This window comes from Xanthomonas sp. LF06-19 (assembly GCF_034105425.1).
Taxonomy (GTDB): Bacteria; Pseudomonadota; Gammaproteobacteria; order Xanthomonadales; family Xanthomonadaceae; genus Xanthomonas_A; species Xanthomonas_A sontii.
This window is the reverse complement of sequence record NZ_JAXGGH010000006.1, coordinates 73,352-92,082: the sequence shown is the minus strand read 5'-3', so window position 1 is coordinate 92,082 and position 18,731 is coordinate 73,352. Positions and strand designations below refer to the sequence as shown.

The 18,731-nt window shown below is 72.1% G+C and carries 15 protein-coding genes; 12 read left to right on the top strand and 3 right to left on the bottom strand.

The window, feature by feature from the left end; translation table 11 throughout:
* Positions 1-19: 19 nt before the first annotated feature.
* The gene (locus tag SLW55_RS13080; RefSeq protein ID WP_267093971.1) at positions 20-1,642 is read right to left on the bottom strand and encodes an FMN-binding glutamate synthase family protein; all 1,623 of its coding nucleotides are present in this window, start codon (positions 1,640-1,642) and stop codon (positions 20-22) included.
* 150 nt (positions 1,643-1,792) lie between these two features.
* Positions 1,793-3,082: a nucleotide sugar dehydrogenase gene (locus SLW55_RS13075; protein ID WP_320745247.1), complete on the bottom strand. Its 1,290-nt coding sequence runs from the start codon at positions 3,080-3,082 to the stop codon at positions 1,793-1,795.
* 364 nt (positions 3,083-3,446) lie between these two features.
* Here SLW55_RS13075 and SLW55_RS13070 point away from each other — a divergent pair, with 364 nt between their 5' ends.
* Together SLW55_RS13070 and SLW55_RS13065 are read left to right on the top strand one after the other, a co-directional pair.
* Positions 3,447-3,770, top strand: coding sequence for a hypothetical protein (locus SLW55_RS13070; RefSeq protein ID WP_017911090.1), 324 nt, complete (start codon positions 3,447-3,449; stop codon positions 3,768-3,770).
* 15 nt (positions 3,771-3,785) lie between these two features.
* Positions 3,786-3,962 carry a hypothetical protein gene (locus SLW55_RS13065; protein ID WP_267084269.1) on the top strand — a complete coding sequence of 59 codons (177 nt, stop codon included), beginning with the start codon at positions 3,786-3,788 and terminating at the stop codon, positions 3,960-3,962.
* Positions 3,963-4,038: 76 nt separating this feature from the next.
* Here the strand turns inward: SLW55_RS13065 and SLW55_RS13060 are convergent, their stop codons facing one another.
* Entirely contained in the window at positions 4,039-5,019 is a 981-nt protein-coding gene (locus SLW55_RS13060) for a LacI family DNA-binding transcriptional regulator (protein WP_017911092.1), read from the bottom strand.
* Positions 5,020-5,180: 161 nt separating this feature from the next.
* Here SLW55_RS13060 and ptsP point away from each other — a divergent pair, with 161 nt between their 5' ends.
* The 10 genes from ptsP (at position 5,181) to SLW55_RS13010 (ending at position 18,722) form a co-directional block, all read left to right on the top strand.
* Complete coding sequence (gene ptsP, locus SLW55_RS13055; protein ID WP_320745246.1) at positions 5,181-7,691, top strand: phosphoenolpyruvate--protein phosphotransferase; 2,511 nt, start codon at positions 5,181-5,183, stop codon at positions 7,689-7,691.
* Positions 7,688-8,641, top strand: a complete 954-nt coding sequence (gene pfkB, locus SLW55_RS13050; RefSeq protein ID WP_267099405.1) for a 1-phosphofructokinase — start codon at positions 7,688-7,690, stop codon at positions 8,639-8,641. The genes ptsP and pfkB overlap by 4 nt, the downstream gene beginning before the upstream one ends.
* 55 nt (positions 8,642-8,696) lie before the next feature.
* Positions 8,697-10,421 (top strand): fructose-specific PTS transporter subunit EIIC, encoded by a 1,725-nt coding sequence (locus SLW55_RS13045; RefSeq protein WP_152238024.1) that lies wholly within the window; start codon positions 8,697-8,699, stop codon positions 10,419-10,421.
* A 92-nt stretch (positions 10,422-10,513) separates the two neighbouring features.
* The gene (locus SLW55_RS13040) at positions 10,514-11,782 is read left to right on the top strand and encodes a carbohydrate porin (RefSeq protein WP_267103820.1); all 1,269 of its coding nucleotides are present in this window, start codon (positions 10,514-10,516) and stop codon (positions 11,780-11,782) included.
* Between the two features lie 594 nt (positions 11,783-12,376).
* Positions 12,377-13,084 (top strand): response regulator transcription factor, encoded by a 708-nt coding sequence (locus SLW55_RS13035; protein ID WP_017908858.1) that lies wholly within the window; start codon positions 12,377-12,379, stop codon positions 13,082-13,084.
* Positions 13,081-14,505, top strand: a complete 1,425-nt coding sequence (locus SLW55_RS13030; protein ID WP_320745245.1) for a sensor histidine kinase — start codon at positions 13,081-13,083, stop codon at positions 14,503-14,505. Before SLW55_RS13035 ends, SLW55_RS13030 begins: the two co-directional genes overlap by 4 nt.
* A complete protein-coding gene (locus tag SLW55_RS13025; RefSeq protein ID WP_320745244.1) occupies positions 14,502-15,932 on the top strand; it encodes an efflux transporter outer membrane subunit in 1,431 nt (476 codons plus the stop codon). Before SLW55_RS13030 ends, SLW55_RS13025 begins: the two co-directional genes overlap by 4 nt.
* Entirely contained in the window at positions 15,932-17,065 is a 1,134-nt protein-coding gene (locus SLW55_RS13020; protein WP_267099401.1) for an ABC transporter permease, read from the top strand. Before SLW55_RS13025 ends, SLW55_RS13020 begins: the two co-directional genes overlap by 1 nt.
* The gene (locus tag SLW55_RS13015; protein WP_017910965.1) at positions 17,062-17,826 is read left to right on the top strand and encodes an ABC transporter ATP-binding protein; all 765 of its coding nucleotides are present in this window, start codon (positions 17,062-17,064) and stop codon (positions 17,824-17,826) included. The genes SLW55_RS13020 and SLW55_RS13015 overlap by 4 nt, the downstream gene beginning before the upstream one ends.
* On the top strand, positions 17,823-18,722 hold the full coding sequence (locus SLW55_RS13010) for an HlyD family efflux transporter periplasmic adaptor subunit (RefSeq protein ID WP_267084263.1): 900 nt from the start codon (positions 17,823-17,825) through the stop codon (positions 18,720-18,722). Before SLW55_RS13015 ends, SLW55_RS13010 begins: the two co-directional genes overlap by 4 nt.
* Positions 18,723-18,731: the final 9 nt, after the last annotated feature.

Genomic DNA, 18,731 nt, shown 5'->3' with positions numbered 1-18,731 from the left:
CGCGCCGACGGCGCCTCGCTCATTGCGACTTGCTGTCGCGCAGGCGCCGGATCCTCTCCGGCGGCTGGAACGAATCGCTGCGCGCGTCGCCCCAGTAATCGTGGAAGACCGCATGGTCGGGCACGGTGCGCAGCAGTTCGCCCGGCTCCAGGTAGCGGTACAGCGAGGCCAGCGAGCGGATCTCCACCTGCGAGATGCGGCGCAGGATGTGCTCCGGCCCCAGTTGCGACGGATGCGTCAACCCGGCGGCGCTGAGCAGTTCGCGCAGGGCCTTGAGTGTGTTGGCGTGGTAGTGCGCGACCCGGGTGGCCTTGTCGGTGGGGTCCAGATGCTGCCAGCGGCGCCGGTCCTGGGTGGCGATGCCGGTCGGGCAGCGGTCGCTGTGGCAGCTCAGCGACTGGATGCAGCCCAGCGCGAACATGAAGCCGCGCCCGGCATTGCACCAGTCCGCGCCCAGCGCCAGGGTACGCGCGATGTCGAAGGCGCTGGTGATCTTGCCGGCGGCGCCGAGCTTGATGCGCTCGCGGATGTCCAGCCCGACCAGCGTGTTGTGCACCAGCAGCAGGGCCTCGTGCATCGGCACGCCGACGTGGTCGATGAACTCCGCCGGCGCCGCGCCGGTGCCGCCCTCGGCGCCGTCGACGACGATGAAATCCGGGTACAGGCCGCTTTCCTGCATCGCCTTGGCGATGGCGAACCACTCCCAAGGGTGGCCGATGGCCAGCTTGAAACCGGTGGGCTTGCCGCCGGACAGCTCGCGCAGCCGCGCCACGAACTGCAGCAGCTCCAGCGGCGTGGTGAACGCCGAATGCCGCGACGGCGACACGCAGTCCTGGCCCATGGCGACGCCGCGGGTGGCGGCGATCTCGGCACTGACCTTGGCCGCCGGCAGCACGCCGCCGTGGCCCGGCTTGGCGCCCTGCGAGAGCTTGATCTCGATCATCTTGACCTGCTCCAGCGTGGCGTTGGCGACGAAGCGCTGCGGGTCGAAGCGCCCCTCCTCGTCGCGGCAGCCGAAGTAGCCCGAGCCGATCTCCCACACCAGGTCGCCGCCGCACTCCCGGTGGTAGGGCGAGATCGAGCCCTCGCCGGTGTCGTGGTAGAAGCCGCCCTGGCGCGCGCCGGCGTTGAGCGCGCGGATGGCGTTGGCCGACAGCGCGCCGAAGCTCATCGCCGAGATGTTGAACACGCTGGCTGCGTACGGCTGCGCGCAGCCGGCGCCGATGGTGACGCGGAAGTCGTGGTCGGCGATCTCGCTGGTGGCCAGCGAATGGTTGATCCATTCGTAGTCCGGCGCGTAGGTGCTGCGCTGGGTGCCGAACGGCACCACGTCCATCACGTTCTTGGCGCGCTGGTAGACCAGGGCGCGCTGCTGCCGCGAGAACGGCGCCTCCTCGATGTCGCTCTGCAGGAAGTACTGGCGCATCTCCGGGCCGACCGATTCAAGGCCGTAGCGGAAATGCGCCAGGATCGGATAATTGCGGCGCAGGGTGCTGCGGGTCTGCAGCAGGTCCACGGTGCCCAGCACCGCCAGCACCGCGAAGGCGGCCACGCCCCAGCCCCACAGCGGCCAGATCGCGCACAGGGCGATGGACAGCGCCAGCAGCACGCAGCTGGCGATATAGGCTAGGTAGCGGTGCATTGCGGTCCTCGCAGGCGTCGTAAGCCGGCGAGTGTAGAGGGTGTCGCGGTCATGGCGTTGCAACCGCCGTCGCGGCCGCTTGGCGCAGGTACAGCCAGCGCATGCCAATGCGCCGGCGACGCCAGATGGTACGCGCGCCCGAGAACTGCGCTACAGGCGGTCGTCCACCGCCGCGCGCGGCCACACCGACTTGACGTCGTAGACCACCAGATCGGGCGTGCCGAGCGCGCGGATCTGCGCTGCGTCCAGGTCACGGTAGGCCGCATGCGCCACCGCCAGCACCACCGCGTCGTAGCGGCCGGGCACCGGTTCTGGCAGCAGCTCGACGCCGTGCGCCTGCGCCACCTGCGGATCGGCCCAGGGATCGCAGGCATCGACGCGGGCGCCGGCCGCGGCCAGCGCCTGCACCAGCTCCAGCGCGCGGCTATTGCGCAGGTCCGGGCAGTTCTCCTTGAAGGTGACGCCGAGCACCAGCACGGACGCATCGGCCATCGCCACGCCCTTGCCGGCCAGCAGCGCCTGCACCCGCGCGGCGACGTGCGCGCCGACCCGGTTGTTGACCTGGCGCGCGGTGTGGATCAGATCCGGGTGGTAGCCCACGCTCTCGGACTTGTGCAGCAGGTAGTACGGATCCACGCCGATGCAGTGGCCGCCGACCAGGCCGGGCCGGAACGGCAGGAAGTTCCACTTGGTGCCGGCCGCGTCCAGCACGTCCTGGGTATCGATGCCGAGGCGGTCAAAGATGAGGGCGAGTTCGTTGACCAGGGCGATGTTGACGTCGCGCTGGATGTTCTCGACCACCTTGGCCGCCTCGGCCACGCGGATCGACGGCGCGCGCCAGGTACCGGCGGCGATGATGCCGGCGTACAGCGCGTCCACCGCGTCGGCCGCAGCGGGGTTGGAGCCGGAGGTGATCTTGCGGATGTCGGCCAGGCGCCGCTGGCGGTCGCCGGGGTTGACCCGCTCCGGGCTGTAGCCGCAATGAAAGTCGACGTCGCAGCGCAATCCCGAGCCCTGCTCCAGCAACGGCACGCAGACTTCCTCGGTGGTGCCCGGGTAGACGGTGGACTCGTAGATCACCAGGTCGCCGCGCTTGAGCACGCCGGCCAGCAACTCGCTGGCCTGGCGCAGCGGCTGCAGGTCGGGCTGCTCGTGCGCGTCGATCGGGGTCGGCACGGTGACGATGTACACGTTGCGGTCGCGCAGCGCCGCCGCGTCGTCGCTGTAGCGCAGGTGCACGCCGGCGCGCAGTTCCTCGGCCTCCAGTTCCAGGGTCTGGTCGTGCCCGTCGCGCAGTTGCGCCACGCGCTGCGCATCGATGTCGTAGCCGAGCGTGTCGTGGCGGGCGCCGAACGCCACCGCCAGCGGCAGGCCCACATAACCGAGGCCGATGACGGCGATGCGCGGCGGCGCGGAGTCGAGCACGGGAGCAACGGGCATGCCAGTCCTTTGCGGGCACCAGCGGCGGCGGCCGTCGGCGCGTGAGGGGGAAACGGGGTGCCCGCGGACGCGGACCTCGTGCATGGTAAGCCGCTGCAGCGGCGCGGACCAGATTGCTCGGCGGAACGCCAGGGTCGCAGATGCGCGCCTCGCATTCACACGCCGCGTCGGCCTCCTTCACAACGCTGCGTGTGAAAGTCGGCGCCCGAGATCACGCTTTGTCGCCGCGCAGGTGCGCGTCTTGTCATGCACACCACATGAGCACCACCTCACCTTTACGCGCCGCGGCCTAGGGTGATGGAGCGGTGGCTGCCAGGGGGGCACCCTCCGCCTCCCTCTTTCCTCTCACTCAAGGAGAACTCGCGTGAGTCACGCTCCGAGCCTGCTCGTGGATGTCGAAGCCGAATTGGCGCATTGGAAGGCGCTGCACGCGGCGGGCAAACTGGGGTCGCAGTCGTTCAGCGAACATGCGCGCCTGATCAAGATGGCCTGCGATGTGTTCCTGCAGTTGCCGCGCGAATCCAACGACGTGCGATTGCAGCGCCTGCGTCAGCGCTACGACGCCGAACACCCCTGGCCGCGCATCGCCTGGAGCGATGCCGAAACCCTGGTCGTCGCCTGCTGGGCGCGCCTCGACGGCTCCGAGCAGCACGACCGCCATCCGGATCCGGCGCCCACCCCCGCCTGATCCAGGAGGTTCGTCATGTCCCCGCCCGCCAACCGCGACAACGCCCACGACTCCCAGCAACGCAGCCACACGCCGGACAAGATCCACAACGACGACGCGCAGTGGAAGGATCGCGACCAACCCGACAGCGACCCCGAGCGCGACCACGCCGATCCCGAACACGACTATCCGCGGCCGGACGGCAGCGAGTAAGGACGCCACGACTCCCGCTGCGGCACACCACGGTCGCCGCAGCGGCCCCCTGCCCAACCGCACCGAACGCCGACGGTCAGCGTAGGCTCGAGCCGCGCACGATGCAGCGGCCACTGAGCACCACCTTGCGGGTCGGCTGCGTCGGCGCATTCATCCGCTCCAGCAGCAACGACATCGCGGTGCGCCCCATCTCTTCCACCGGCTGTTCGATCACGGTGATCCCGGGCTCGACCAGGTCGGTCCAGCTTTCGTTGTCGAAGCCGGCCAGCGCCAGATCCTGCGGAATGCGCAGGCCGGCGCCGCGCGCGGCCTTCAGCGCGCCCATCAGCAGCAGGCTGTTGCTGGCCACCAGCGCGTCCGGTCGCGGCGTCTGCGCCAGCCAGGCCTGGACCTCGGCGATCGCCGCCTCCGCGCTCGGTGCCACCTCGCGATAGTCCGGCGTCAGGCCGTGCCCGCGCATCGCCTCCAGATAGCCGTCGCGACGCTCGGCGGCAGTGCTGCTGGTCTTGCCGAACAGGCCGCCGATGCGGCGCACGCCGCGGCCGACCAGGTGATCGACCAGCGCCGCCATCGCCGCGGCGTTATCCAGCACCACGCTGTCGTGCGTACCGCTCTTGCCGGCGCGGTCCAGCAGCACCACCGGATGATCGAAGCTCAACTTGCCCAGTTGGCTCTGGGTGGTGCGGGTGGGGGCGAAGATCAGCCCGCTGACCCGCTCTTCCTGCATCAGTTGCAGATACAGCGCCTCGCGCTGCGGATCCTCGTCGGTATTGCACAGGATCACGCGCATCCCGGCGCGGTAGGCCACGTCCTCGACTGCGCGAATGGCCGCGGTGAAGAACGGATTGCGGATGTCGGCGACGATCAGCCCCACCACCCCGGAGTGCTGCGAGCGGAGCCGCCGTGCCATCAGGTTGGGGCGGTAGCCGGTCTCGCGCACCGCCGCTTCCACCCGTGCGCGCACCTCCTCGCTGACCGGGCCGTGGCCCAGTGCCCGCGACACGGTCGAGGTCGAGACGCCGGCGACGCGCGCCACGTCGTGGATGCTGACGCTCACTGGCAACGTTCCCGCTTCTTTTCCATGTCGACCCCCTGTCGTGTGGCGCTACCGGATAGTAGCACCAAGCTTTTCCGAAAGAATTGTGCACTGCACATTGACGATAGACTGGGAACGTTCCCACACTGCGCCCACTTGCCGCCCACCCTCAAGGATTCCGCGTGTCCCAGACGCCCGCCTCTCCCCTGGTTTCCAGCGACCTGGTCCGGGTCGATGTCCAGGCCCGCGACAAGGCCGACGCAATCGCCCAGGCGGCGCAGTTGCTGGTCGCCGCCGGCTGCGTGCCGCCGGCCTACGAGGCCAGCATGCTGCGCCGCGAAGCGCTGGCCAACACCTTCCTGGGCCATGGCGTGGCGATCCCGCACTGCACCGGCGAGGACCGCCACCTGGTGCGCCGCGACGGCATCGCGGTGCTGCAGCTGCGCGACGGCGTGGAGTGGAACCCGGGCCAGACCACCCACCTGGTGGTCGCCATCGCCGCCCAGTCCGACACCCACATCACCGTGCTGCGGCGCCTGACCAGGCTGATCCAGGATCCGCCCAAGCTGGAGGCGCTGTTCGCCAGCGACGACCCGCAGGCGATCGTCGCCGCCCTGAGCGAGGATGCGGCCGCCCCCGCGCCCGCCGCCCCGGCCAGCGACCTGGCCGAGCGCTTCGACTGGACCGTGCGCTACCCCACCGGGCTGCACGCGCGTCCGGCCACGCGCTGGGTGGAAACCGCGCGCGGCTTCGCGGCCCGCATCCAGGTGCGCGCCGGCGACCAGGTCGGCGACGCCAAGAACCTGGTGTCGCTGCTGCAACTGGGCCTGCACGCCGGCGACACCGTGACCATTTCGGCCGAGGGCCAGGACGCCGCCGCGGCGCTGGCGCGGCTGCGCAGCGTGATCGACGCGCTGACCGCACAGGAGCAGGCCGATGCCGACGCCGCGGCGCAACGCCGCGCCGCGCCGGTCGCCGGCTGGACCCCGCCGCAGGCGCAGCCGGCCATCGTCGGCATCGGCGCCAGCCCCGGCCTGGCGATCGGCGTGGTGCACAAGCTGGCCGGCCACGACGTCGCCGTCGCGGACACGCCGGTGCCGCTGAGCGACGGCGGCGCCCTGCTGCACGACGCCCTGCAGCGCACCCGCACGCAACTGCAGGCCATCGAAGAGGACACCCGGCGCCGGCTCGGCGCCGGCGATGCGGCGATCTTCCGCGCCCAGGCCGAACTGCTCAACGACACCGACCTGATCACCCTGGCCTGCCAACTCATGGTCGAGGGCCACGGCGTCGCCTGGTCCTGGCAGCAGTCGGTGGAGCGCCTGGCCAACAAGCTTTCGGCGCTGGGCAATGCGGTGCTGGCCGGACGCGCCAGCGACCTGCGCGACGTCGGCCGCCGGGTGCTGGCGCACCTGGATCCGAGCCTGGCCGGCGGCAGCCTGGCGCAGTTGCCGGCCGCGCCGTGCATCCTGCTCGCCCACGACCTGTCGCCGTCGGACACCGCCAACCTCGACACCGCGCGCGTGCTCGGCCTGGCCACCGCCGTGGGCGGACCGACCTCGCACACCGCGATCCTTTCGCGCACCCTCGGCCTGCCGGCGCTGGTCGCCGGCGGCGCCGACCTGCTGGACCTGGAGGACGGCGCCACCGTCATCGTCGACGGCAGCAGCGGCCGCCTGTACCTGGCGCCGTCGGAGGCCGACCTGGCCTCGGCCCGCGCCTACATCGAGGAACAGCAGCAACTGCGCGCGCGCGAGGCCGAGCAGCGCAACCAGCCGGCGCAGACCGAAGACGGCCATCGCCTGGAGATCGGCGCCAACGTCAACCTGCCCGAGCAGGTCGCCGCGGCACTGGCGCAGGGCGCCGAGAGCGTGGGCCTGATGCGCACCGAATTCCTGTTCCTGGAGCGCGGCAGCACGCCCAGCGAGGACGAGCAGTACGCCACCTACACGGCGATGGCGCAGGCGCTGGACGGCCGCGCGCTGATCGTGCGCGCCCTGGACATCGGCGGCGACAAGCAGGTGGCGCACCTGAACCTGCCGCGCGAGGACAACCCGTTCCTGGGCGTGCGCGGCGCGCGCCTGCTGCTGCGCCGCGCCGACCTGCTGCAACCGCAGCTGCGCGCGCTGTACCGCGCCGCCAAGGACGGCGCGCGCCTGGCGATCATGTTCCCGATGATCACCTCGGCGGCGGAACTGCTGACGCTGCGCGCCGAATGCGAGCGCCTGCGCGCGGAACTGCAGGCGCCGGAGGTGCCGCTGGGCATCATGATCGAAGTGCCGGCCGCGGCGATCCAGGCCGATGCGCTGGCAAAACACGCGGACTTCTTCTCGATCGGCACCAACGACCTGACCCAGTACACCCTGGCCATCGACCGCCAGAACCCGGACCTGGCCGCCGAGGCCGACAGCCTGCACCCGGCGGTGCTGCGCCTGATCCGCACCACCGTCGAGGGCGCCGCGCGCCACGGCCGCTGGGTCGGCGTGTGCGGCGGCCTGGCCGGCGATGCGTTCGGCGCGGCCCTGCTGGCCGGCCTGGGCGTGCACGAGCTGTCGATGACGCCCAACGACATCCCCGCGGTGAAGGCGCGCCTGCGCGGCAGCCGTCTGGATGCGCTGCAGGCGCTGGCGCAGCGCGCGCTGGACTGCGAAAGCGCGGCCGAGGTGCGCGCGCTCGACGGAGCCGGCGCATGAGCGTCGATGCCGTCACCGTCACCCTGAATCCGGCGATCGACCTGACCGTGGCGATCGACCGGCTGCAACCGGGCCAGGTGCACCGTGCGCGCAGCGCCCACGCCATCGCCGGCGGCAAGGGCATCAACGTCGCCGCCTGCCTGGCCGATGCCGGCCTGCGCTGTGCCGCGCTCGGCGTGCTCGGCGCCGGCAATGCGCCGGTATTCGAAACCCTGTTCGCCGAACGTGGCATCGACGACCGTTGCCTGCGCGTGCCCGGCGACACCCGCAGCAATCTCAAGCTGGTCGCCGCCGACAGCGGCGCCACCACCGATATCAACCTGCCCGGCCTGGCCCTGGACCAGGCCCAACTCGATACCGTCGGCGCGCGCTTGGCCGAGCTGCTGCGTCCCGGCTTGCCGGTGGTGCTCAGCGGCAGCCTGCCGGCAGGCCTGGCCGAGGACACCTGGCGGCACCTGCAGGCGCAGGCCGCCGCCGCCGGCGCGCGGGTGCTGCTGGACACCAGCGGTGCGCCGCTGCACGCCGCCCTGGATGCGCCGCGCGCGCAACTGCCGTTCGCGATCAAGCCCAACCGCCACGAGCTGGAGGAATGGGCCGGCGCGCCGCTGGCCAGCACGGCCGAGCTGCTCGGCGCCGCGCGCGCGCTGCTGGCGCGCGGCATCGGCCTGGTCGTGGTGTCGCTGGGCAGCGATGGCGCGCTGTTCGTGCGCGGCGAGCAGGCGCTGCTGGCGCAGCCGCCGCAGCTGACCGGCGGCAGCAGCGTCGGCGCCGGCGATGCGATGGTCGCCGGCCTGGTCGCGGCCTTGCGTGCCGACGCCGACCTGGCCACCTGCGCGCGCCAGGCCACCGCCTTCGCCGTGGCCACCCTGGGCAGCGGCGTCGCCCGCCGCCTGCCGCGCGAGCGCCTGGCCGACCTGGCCGCCGCGGTCCGCGTGGAGACCCTGGCATGACTTCCGCCGCGTCGCTGCTGTGCGCCGCGTCCTCTTGCGCTCATCGGGAGCCCGCATGAATCCGATCCTCGTGGTGATCGCCGCCGGCGATCGCAGTACCGAAGCCGTCCTCGCCGCCGAAGCGCTGCGCCATGCCGCCACGCTGCGGGGTGCGACGCTGCAGGCCGAGGTGCGCACGCCGCAGGGCGTGATCGCCCCGCTGGACCTGGCCGCCGCTCCCACCGCCGCGCCGCTGCTGCTGGTCGGCGACGGCGACGTCGATGCCGCCCGCTTCGCCGGCCGCAGCGCGCAGCGCAGCAGCCTGGACGCGGTGCTGGCCGATGCCGGCGCGGTGCTGGCGCCGCTGCTGACCGCGGCCACCGCCACCGCCGGCGCGGCCGCTGTCGGCGGCACCGAGGGCGCCGGCAAGCGCATTGTCGCCATCACCTCCTGCCCCACCGGCATCGCCCACACCTTCATGGCCGCCGAGGGCCTGCAGCAGGCGGCCAAGGCGCTGGGCCACCAGATCCGGGTGGAAACCCAGGGCTCGGTCGGCGCGCAGGACGCGCTCAGCGCCGAGGAGATCGCCGCCGCCGACCTGGTGCTGATCGCCGCCGACCGCGAGGTCGACCTCGGCCGCTTCGGCGGCAAGCGCCTGTTCAAGAGCGGCACCAAGCCGGCGATCAACGACGGCCCGGCACTGATCCGCAAGGCCCTGGCCGAGGCCAGCGTGCACGCCGCCGGCACCGGCGGCAGCGCCCCGGCCAAGGCCCAGGGCGGCCGCTCCGCCGGCCCGTACAAGCACCTGATGACCGGCGTGTCGTTCATGCTGCCGTTCGTCACCGCCGGCGGCCTGCTGATCGCGCTGGCGTTCGCGCTCGGCGGCATCTACGCCTTCGACGACGCGCACAAGGGCACCCTGGCCTGGTCGCTGTTCCAGATCGGCGCCAAGGCCGGCTTCACCCTGATGGTGCCCGCCCTGGCCGGCTACATCGCCTACTCCATCGCCGACCGCCCCGGCATCGCCCCCGGCATGATCGGCGGCATGGTCGCGGCCAACCTCGGCGCCGGCTTCATCGGCGGCATCCTGGCCGGGTTCATCGCCGGCTACGGCGTGGCCGCGCTGAACCGGGCGATCAAGCTGCCGCGCACGCTCGAGGGCCTGAAGCCGGTGCTGATCCTGCCGGTGCTGGGCACCCTGCTGGTCGGCCTGGCCATGCTCTACGTGGTCGGCCAGCCGGTGGCCGAGCTGCTGGCCTGGCTCACCGAATGGCTGCGCGGCATGCAGGGCAGCAGCGCGGTGCTGCTGGGCCTGCTGCTGGGCGCGATGATGGCCTTCGACATGGGCGGGCCGGTCAACAAGGCCGCCTATGCCTTCTCCACCGGCCTGATCGCCAGCCAGGTGTACACGCCGATGGCCGCGGCGATGGTCGCCGGCATGACCCCGCCGCTGGGCATCGCCCTGGCCACCTGGGTGTTCCGCAGCCGCTTCACCCAGGACGAGCGCGGCAGCAGCGCCGCCACCGGCGTGCTCGGCCTGGCCTTCGTCACCGAAGGCGCGATCCCGTACGCCGCACGCGATCCGCTGCGCACCATCCCCGCGCTGATGCTCGGCTCGGCGCTGGCCGGCGCCATCTCGATGGCCGCCGGCGCCGAGCTGAAGGTGCCGCACGGCGGTGTGTTCGTGCTGCCGATCCCCAACGCGGTCAGCCACCTGGGCATGTACCTGGTGGCGCTGCTCGCCGGCACCGTGGTCACCGCGGTGGCGCTGCGGGTGCTGAAGAAGCCGGTTCTCGCCTGATCCCGTCCATGCGCCGGCGCGTCGCCACGCGATGCCCCTCCCCCCGTCGCCGCTGGCGGCGCGCCGGCCTTTCCCTGCTGAGGAGTTCCGCCATGTCCCGTCCCCTCGTCTCGTCCCTGCCCCTGGCCACCCTGGCGCTGGCGCTCGCCGCACCGCTGGCCCATGCCCAGGACGCCAGCGACGCCTTCAAGCTCAAGCTCGCCTACACCGGCGAAGGCGCGGTGTCGCTGGACGGCGGCAAGCATGAGGGCAGCGCCTACGCCGGGCAGCTGATGTTCGGCACCGACGTTGACCTGCAACGGCTGATGGGCTGGAACGGCGCCACGCTGAAGGTCTACGGCATCAATCGCCATGGCACCAACCTGGCCAACGGCAATATCGGCAACAGCACCTCGGTGCAGGAAATCTACGGCGGCCAGGGCACGCGCCTGGCCAACTTCACCATCGACCAGAAGCTGTTCAACGACCGCCTGGAACTGGAGGCCGGCCGCAGCGTGGCCAACATCCACTTCCTGGGCTCGGAGCTGTGCGGCTACTTCCAGGGCAACTCGGCCTGCGGCAACCCGACCTTCGTGTTCCGCACCAGCAACTTCACCTACTGGCCGGTGTCCAGCTGGGCCGCGCATGCCAAAGCCTGGGTGACCCCGAACGTCTACGTCCACGTCGGCGCCTACGAGGTCAACCCGATCCAGGCCGAACGCGGCCAGCACGGCCTCAACTGGAGCACCAACGACCGCACCGGCGTGATCGTGCCCTATGCGATCGGCTACAGCACCCAGGCCAGCGGCGCGCGCCTGCCGGCGATGTACGAGCTGGGCGGCTGGCAGGACAACTCCGACTACCGCGACCCGCTCAACGACCGCAACGGCAATCCGGCGCGGCTGAGCGGACTGGACTATGCCACCCGCAACGGCCGCTCCGGCGCGTTCTTCCGCTTCGAACAGCAGGTCACCCGCCCCGATCCGGACAGCAATCGCGGGCTGGTGCTGTTCGGCTCGGTGCTCAAGGGCACCTCCGGGCAGTTGATCGAAGACCATTTCCTGGAGTTGGGCCTGGTCCAGCGCGGCACCTTCGCCAGCCGCCCGCAGGACAACATCGCCTTCGTCGTCACCCAGCAGCACTACAGCGACGACGCCCTGGAAGACCTGCGCCTGGCCCGCGCCGCGGCCGGCGGCAGCGGCACCCCGCACCGGTCCCAGACCATGATGGAGCTGAGCTACGGCATCCAGGTGACCCCGCAACTGCGCATCGCCCCGAACCTGCACTACATCGTGCACCCGGACCAGTTCAACGAGCCGGCCCGTACCCGCGACCTGCCCAATGCCTTGGTGGCCGGGTTGCGGCTGGACTGGGCGCTCTGAGGGGCCGGGATTCGGGAGTCGGGATTGGGGATTCGCAAAGGCGGGCGGACTGCGGCCTGAAAGTTTGCGTGCAGACGCGGCGCGCGGTCTGACGCTGACAGCATCAGTGCAGACCGACCCATCCGCGCAGATGCCGACATGATTCACTCTCGATAGCGGCACGTTGAACGCACGAGGCCCCGGCATGCCGGGGCCTCGTGCGTTTTCTTCCCTTCGATTCCGATCGCAGTGGCGCTGCGCCGATCCGTCGGCGCCTGCGGGAGCGAAACGTGGCCGGCGAATCGAGATCCGTTCGATTCCGTGCGAGCCGTCTCCCTGGCGCGGGAGCGGTGACGTTGCCGACCCGTTCATGATGCCGCGGACCCGGGGGCGTGAGGATCGGCGGATGCCGCGGCCGGCTATAGGGTTTTTCCTACCCGGCGGGGTCAGGACCGGCGAGCGCGCAGCGATGTCATGGATGATAATGGTCATCACCGCATCGCAGAATCTGGATACACACTCCATCGAAGCTACATCGACGTATGTGAACGTAGTGACTTCGCCGCCGCCGATTACGACGGTTTTCCCACATCCCCGTTGCAAGCATTTCGCATCATGCGCATCCTGGTCGCCGAAGACGATACGTCCATTGCCGTTGCATTGCGCGACTCGCTCGCCGAGTGCGGCCACGTAGTGGACCATGTCGGCGACGGTGCCGCCGCCGAGCGCGCGCTCGGTAGCGAAAGCTATCAACTGCTGGTGCTGGACCTGGGCCTGCCGCGCCGCGACGGGCTACAGGTGCTGCAGCGCCTGCGCGCGCGCCGCGACGAGATCCCGGTGCTGGTGGTGACGGCGCGCGATGCCGTGGAAGACCGCATCCACGCGCTCGACCAGGGCGCCGACGACTACCTGATCAAGCCCTTCGAACTGTCCGAGTTCCTCGCCCGCACCCGCGCGCTCCTGCGTCGCAGCAGCAGCGGCGGCGTGCCGGAACTGGTGCTGGGGCAGCTGCGCATCAACCTGGCCGGGCGCCGGGTGTGGCTGCAGGACCAGCCGCTGGACCTGACCGCGCGCGAGTTCGCGCTGCTGGAGACCCTGCTGCTGCGCAGCGGTCGCGTGGTCAGCCGCAGCCAGCTGACCGAAGCGCTGTGCGACTGGCAGCACGAAATCACCGACAACGGCCTGGACATCTCCATGCACCGCCTGCGGCGCAAGCTGCACGGCGCCGGCGTCGGCATCCGGACCATCCGCGGCCTGGGCTATCTGCTGGAGGAGTCGCGCGCCGCCTCACCGGCCGCCGACCACGCACAGATGCCGCAGTGAGCGCGACCGCGGCCGCGCATTCGCCGGCATACCGCCATCCCAGCCTGCGCCAGCGTCTGCTGGCGTTCCTGCTGATTCCGACCGTGCTGCTGATGCTGGTGGTGTCGGCGCTGTTCTACCTGCTGATGCTCAAGTACACCAATCACGTCCACGACATGGACCTGAAGGAGGACACGCAGGGCCTGGCGAATGCGGTCAACGACCCCGGCGAGCGCATGCCGCTGACCCTGCAGGCGCGGCAACTGCTGGAGTACAGCAGCGACGGCCGGGTGTTCTTCAAGCTCGACAGCCGCCGCCATGGGGTGATCAGCGGCAGCACCCAGCCGATTCCGGCGCATCCGGATCCGGCCGAAGTCGGCCGGGTGATGCTGTACGACGACCGCATGGACAGCGGCGTGCCGGTGCGTGTGGCCAGCCTGTTGCTGCCCTCGGCGCTGGAGCCGGGCGACTGGCTCACCGTGTCGGTGGCCGAGACCCTGGACGACCGTCACCGCCGCGCCCGCGAGATCCTGGTATTGATGCTGCCGACCGAACTGCTGCTCACCTGCTCGCTGCTGGTACTGGTCTGGCATGGCGTGCGGGTCGGCCTGCGCATGCTGGAGCCGGCGGTGCGGCGGCTCGACGACAGCCAGCGCGACCTCAGCCCGGTGTCCGGTCCCGACATCCCGGTGGAGATCGTGCCGCTGACCCAGGCCATCGACGGCCTGCTCGGCCGCCTCAAGCACATGATGGCGCTGCAGGAACGCTTCCTCGCCGACGCCGCGCACCAACTGCGCACGCCGCTGGCCGGGCTGAGCATGCACGTGCAGCGCGCCCAGGCCAGCCAGCGCCCGGAAGACACCGCGCAGGCGCTGCAGCACATCCGCCAGCTGACCGACCGCGCCACCCGCACCTCCACCCAGCTGCTGGCGCTGACCCGCACCCAGGCCCCGCGCGAGAGCATCCGCCCGCTGCTGCCGCTGGATCTGGCGCAATGGCTGCCGCAGGCGCTGGCCGAGCGCATCCCCGACGCCCTGCACGCCGGCGTGGACCTGGGCTACGACGGCGGCGACGACGACGCGGCTGCGGCCTGGGTCGCCGCCGATGCCTATGCGCTGCGCGAACTGCTCGACAACCTGCTGGACAACGCGTTCCGCCACGCCGCCGGCCGTGTGGTCACGGTCAGCCTGCGGCGCGATCCGCTGTCCGTGCGCCTGGCCGTGGACGACGCCGGCAGCGGCATCGACGAGGCCCTGCTGCCGCGCCTGGGCGAGCGCTTCTTCCGCGCCCCGGACGCGCCCGAAGGCGGCACCGGCCTGGGCCTGGCGATCGTCGCCAACATCGCCGCCCGCCACCACGCCACGCTGCGCTACCGGCGCTCGGCGCTGGGGGGCCTGCGTGCGGAGCTGGACCTGCCGGCCGGCGCGGAGCCGCAGGCATGAGCCGGAGCCGGATCCGCCCGGCCAGCGTGCTGACGCTGGCCGCCGCGCTGGCCCTGGCCGGCTGCGCCAGCACGCCGTTGCCGGACCTGCCGCAACAGTCGCTGCCCGCGCGATGGAGCAGCCCGACGCCGCAGGCCGCGGTCCCGCGCCCACCCGGCACGGCCTGGTGGCAGGACTTCCACGACCCGCAGCTCGACGCGCTGGTCGCGCAGGCGCTGCGCGACGACCTCAACGTCGGCCAGGCACTGGCCAAGCTGCGCGCGGCGCGGCGCCTGGATACCGTGACCGGCGCATCGCAACGCCCGCAGCTGCGTGCGCGCACCCTCGACCCGATCGACCCCGACGCCAGCGCCTCGTTCCTGGTGGTCGGGCTCGACTCGGAATGGGAGTTGCCGCTGTTCGGCCGCGGCGAGGCGACCCGGCGCATGGCCCGCGGCGATCTGGACAATGCCCAGGCCGACCTGGCGCAGGTACGCGCGGCGACCATCGCCGAGGTGACCCGCAACTGGATCGACCTGCGCCACGCGCAGCAGGCGGAGCGGCTGCAGCAGGATGTCGTCGCCGCCCGCCAGCGCCAGGCGACCCTGCAGGCGACGCTGGTCGACCTGCATCTGGCCACGCCGGCTTCCGCGGCGCAGGCGCAGGCTGCCGCACTGCAGGCGCAAACCGCCCTGGACGAGCCGCGCGATGCCGCCGCCGCAGCCGCGCGGCGCCTGGCGGTGCTGCTGGGCCGCGACACGCCCGACCCGGCATGGAGCACGGCCGCGGCCAGCGCCGCGCCGACGGCGTTGCAGATCGCCGCGGTCGACAGCGTCCCGGCCGACCTGCTGCGCCGGCGCCCGGACATCGCCACGCGCGAAGCCGAGGTGCTGAGCGCGGCCGGCGCGCTGGATCTGGCCCGCGCCGATCAGTACGGCAGCATCGGCCTGGGCGGTTCGATCCGCTGGTCGACCACCCTGCTGAGCCATCGCCGCACCGCCACCCACGGCATCGCCTCGTTCGGCCCGGTGATCGACATTCCGCTGTTCGACTGGGGCATCCGCCATGCCAAGGCCAAGGCGCGCGGCGACCTGCTGGAAGCGGCCACCCTGGCCTACCGGCAGACCGTGCTGGAGGCAGTCAACGAGGTCGAGGACGCGCTGACCGCACTGGAACAGCAGCGGCGCAACGTCGAGACCCAGCAGCAGGTGCTGCAGGCACAGCAGCAGGCCAGCGAGGTCGCGCAGCAGCGCCGGCGGCTGGGCCTGGGCAGCGACCTGGACGTGGCCACGCAACAGGCCGCGCGCGACCAGGCCGCCCTGGAACTGCTGGAAGCGCAGCGCCAGCGCGACCTGGCCTACGTCGCCCTGCACACCGCACTGGGCAGCGCCACTGCGCCGATCCCCGGCACCGGCGCCGTCAGCAACCACGAAGGCGCGCAGCCCTGATGGTCGCGCTGGCCCGCCAGACCCTGCGCTACGAGTGGCGCCGCTTCCTGCCGGTGGTGGTGTCGGTGGGCTTCGCCAGCCTGTTGCTGCTGCTGCAGACCGCACTGGTGCTGGGCATCTTCGGCAGCGCCAGCGTCTATGTGTCCGGCTCCGATGCCGACCTGTGGCTGGGCTATCCCGGCACGCAGAGCGTGGACCAGGGCCGCGCCATCGATCCGGACGCGGCCGCGCCGCTGTACCTGGACCCGCGGGTGGCGCAGGTCGAGCCGTTCATCTGGTTCGACGGCGACTGGCGCGGCCCCGGCGACACCGGCGCGGTGTCGGTCTACATCTCCGGCATCGACACCCGCGACGGCGGGCTGATGTTCTCCCGTCTGCTCAGCCCCGCCCTGCGCGCGGCGCTGCGCGAACCGGACACCGTGGTGGTGGACCGCGCGGAACTGGACAAGCTCGGCGTCGGCGTCGGCAGCAGCGCGCGCATCAATGGTCATCGCGTGCGGGTGATCGGAGTCGGCCGCGGCCTGCGCGCGCTGGGCGGGGTCAACGTGGTGGCCTCGCTGGACACCGCGCGCGCGCTCAACAGCGACACCGCGCATCCGGACTGGCCGACCTACATGGTGGCCAGGCTGCGCCCCGGCGCCGACCCGCAGGCGGTGGCGCAGGCGATCGACAGCGCGGTCACGCGACCGCGCGTGGAAGCCTGGAGCGCCGACGATTTCGCCCGGCGCAGCATCCTGTTCTGGATGTTCGACACCGGCGCCGGCTCCGGCGTGCTGTTCCTCGGCGGCATCGTGCTGCTGGTCGGCGTGGCCATCACCAGTCAGACCCTGCTCGGCACCGTGCTCGGCGCCGCGCGCGAGTACGCCACGCTCAACGCGCTGGGCGTGAGCATGCGCAACCTGCGCTGGGTGGTGCTGGAACAGGCCGCCTGGGTCGGTGCGCTGGGCCTGATCGGCGCCAGCGCGCTGGGCGCGGCGCTGGTCGCGCTGGCCCGCGCGCACGACGTGCCGGTGGCGTTCAACGCCAGCGGCTGGGGCCTGTGCGTGTGTGCGGTGATGCTGCTGACCGTGGTCTCGGCCCTCGCCGCGCTGCGCGGGCTGCGCCGCGCCGATCCGGCGTTGCTGCTGAGATGAGCCGCATCGTCGCCCCCGCCGCGCTGCATCCGGCCGCCGCCACCCTCAGCGGCAGCGGACTGTGCAAGAGCTTCGTCTCCGGCAGCCTGCGCACGCCGGTGCTGCGCGACGTGGAACTGCAGGTGTGGCCGGGCGAGCTGACCCTGATCTCCGGCCCGTCGGGCTGCGGCAAGAGCACCCTGCTGTCGATCCTCAGCGGCCTGCAGCGCGCCGACGCCGGCCGGGTGCTGGCGCTGGGCGAGGAACTGGGCGCGCTCGGCGCCACCGCGCTGGAGCAGTTCCGCCTGCGCCACACCGGCTTCATCTTCCAGGGCTTCAACCTGTTCCCGGCGCTGTGCGCGCTGGACCAGGTGCGGCTGCCGCTGCAGTACATGGGCCTGGCCCCGGCCGAAGTGCGCAGCCGTGCAGAGGAAGCGCTGGCCGAGGTCGGCATCGCCCACCGCCAGCACCTGCGCCCGGCCGAACTGTCCGGCGGCGAGAAGCAGCGCGTGGCGATCGCCCGCGCGCTGGCCAAGCACCCGGCGCTGCTGTTCGCCGACGAACCCACCAGCGCGCTGGACGCCGGCAACGGCCAGATCGTGATCGACCTGCTGCACCGCATTGCGCGCCGCCACAACACCATGGTGCTGTGCGTGAGCCACGACCCGCGCCTGATCCGCCATGCCGACCGCGTGCTGTCGATGGAGGACGGCCGCATCCTCGACGACCGCCGCGTCAACGCGCCGCCCTCGCCCCTGCCCTCACGGAATCCCGCACCATGAAAGCGTTCGCCGCCGCGCCCCTGCTGAGCCTGCTGCTGGCCGCATGCGCGCCCTCGGACCGCACGCCGGCCCCGGCGCCGGCCGCCCCCCCTGCCTACCTGGCGGTGGCGCGCGGCCGCATCGATGTGGAAGGCGGCGTGCTCAAGCTCGGCCTGCCGGTCGCCGCGACCCTGCGCGAGGTACCGGTACACGAGGGCGACGCGGTGCAGAAAGGCGCCGTGCTGGTCGCCGGCGACGACCGCGCCGCCGCGGTCGAGCTGGACATCGCCCGTACCCGCGCGCAGGCCGCTGCGACCCACCTGAAACAACTGCAGCAGCGCCTGCAAAGCGCCCAGCAGAAGCAGCGGCGGCTGGCCGAGGCCGCGCGCCTGGGCGCCGGCGACGGGCAGACCGCAGACGATGCCAGCGACGCGGTACAGAGCCTGGCCGACGCGCTGGACACCGCACGCAGCGACGCGGCGCTGGCCGACGCGCAGGTGCGCGCGGCCGAACTGCAGCGCGCGCAGTACCGGCTGCAGGCGCCGGTCGCCGGCCGCGTCCTGCAGCTGTCGGCCGCGGTCGGCGCGCGCAGCGAGGCCAACGCGCCGCTGCTGACCCTGCTGCCGGACGCGCCGCGCCTGGTCCGCGCCGAATTGAACGAAAGCTATGCCGGCAGCGTCACCCCGGGCATGGCCGCCGAGGTCATCAGCGACGACGGACGCCAGACCGTGCTCGGCCAGGCGGTGGTGCGTTGGCTGGCGCCGGCCTACGGCCCGACCCAGTTGCACGACGACGCCACGCCCGCCGGCAACGACCGCAGCGTGGCCTGCGTGCTGGCCTTCACCCAGCCCTCGACCCTGCGCCTGGGCCAGCGCGTGCTGGTGCGCTTCCGCAACCAGGCCGCGGCCAAGCATTGAGCTTGCACG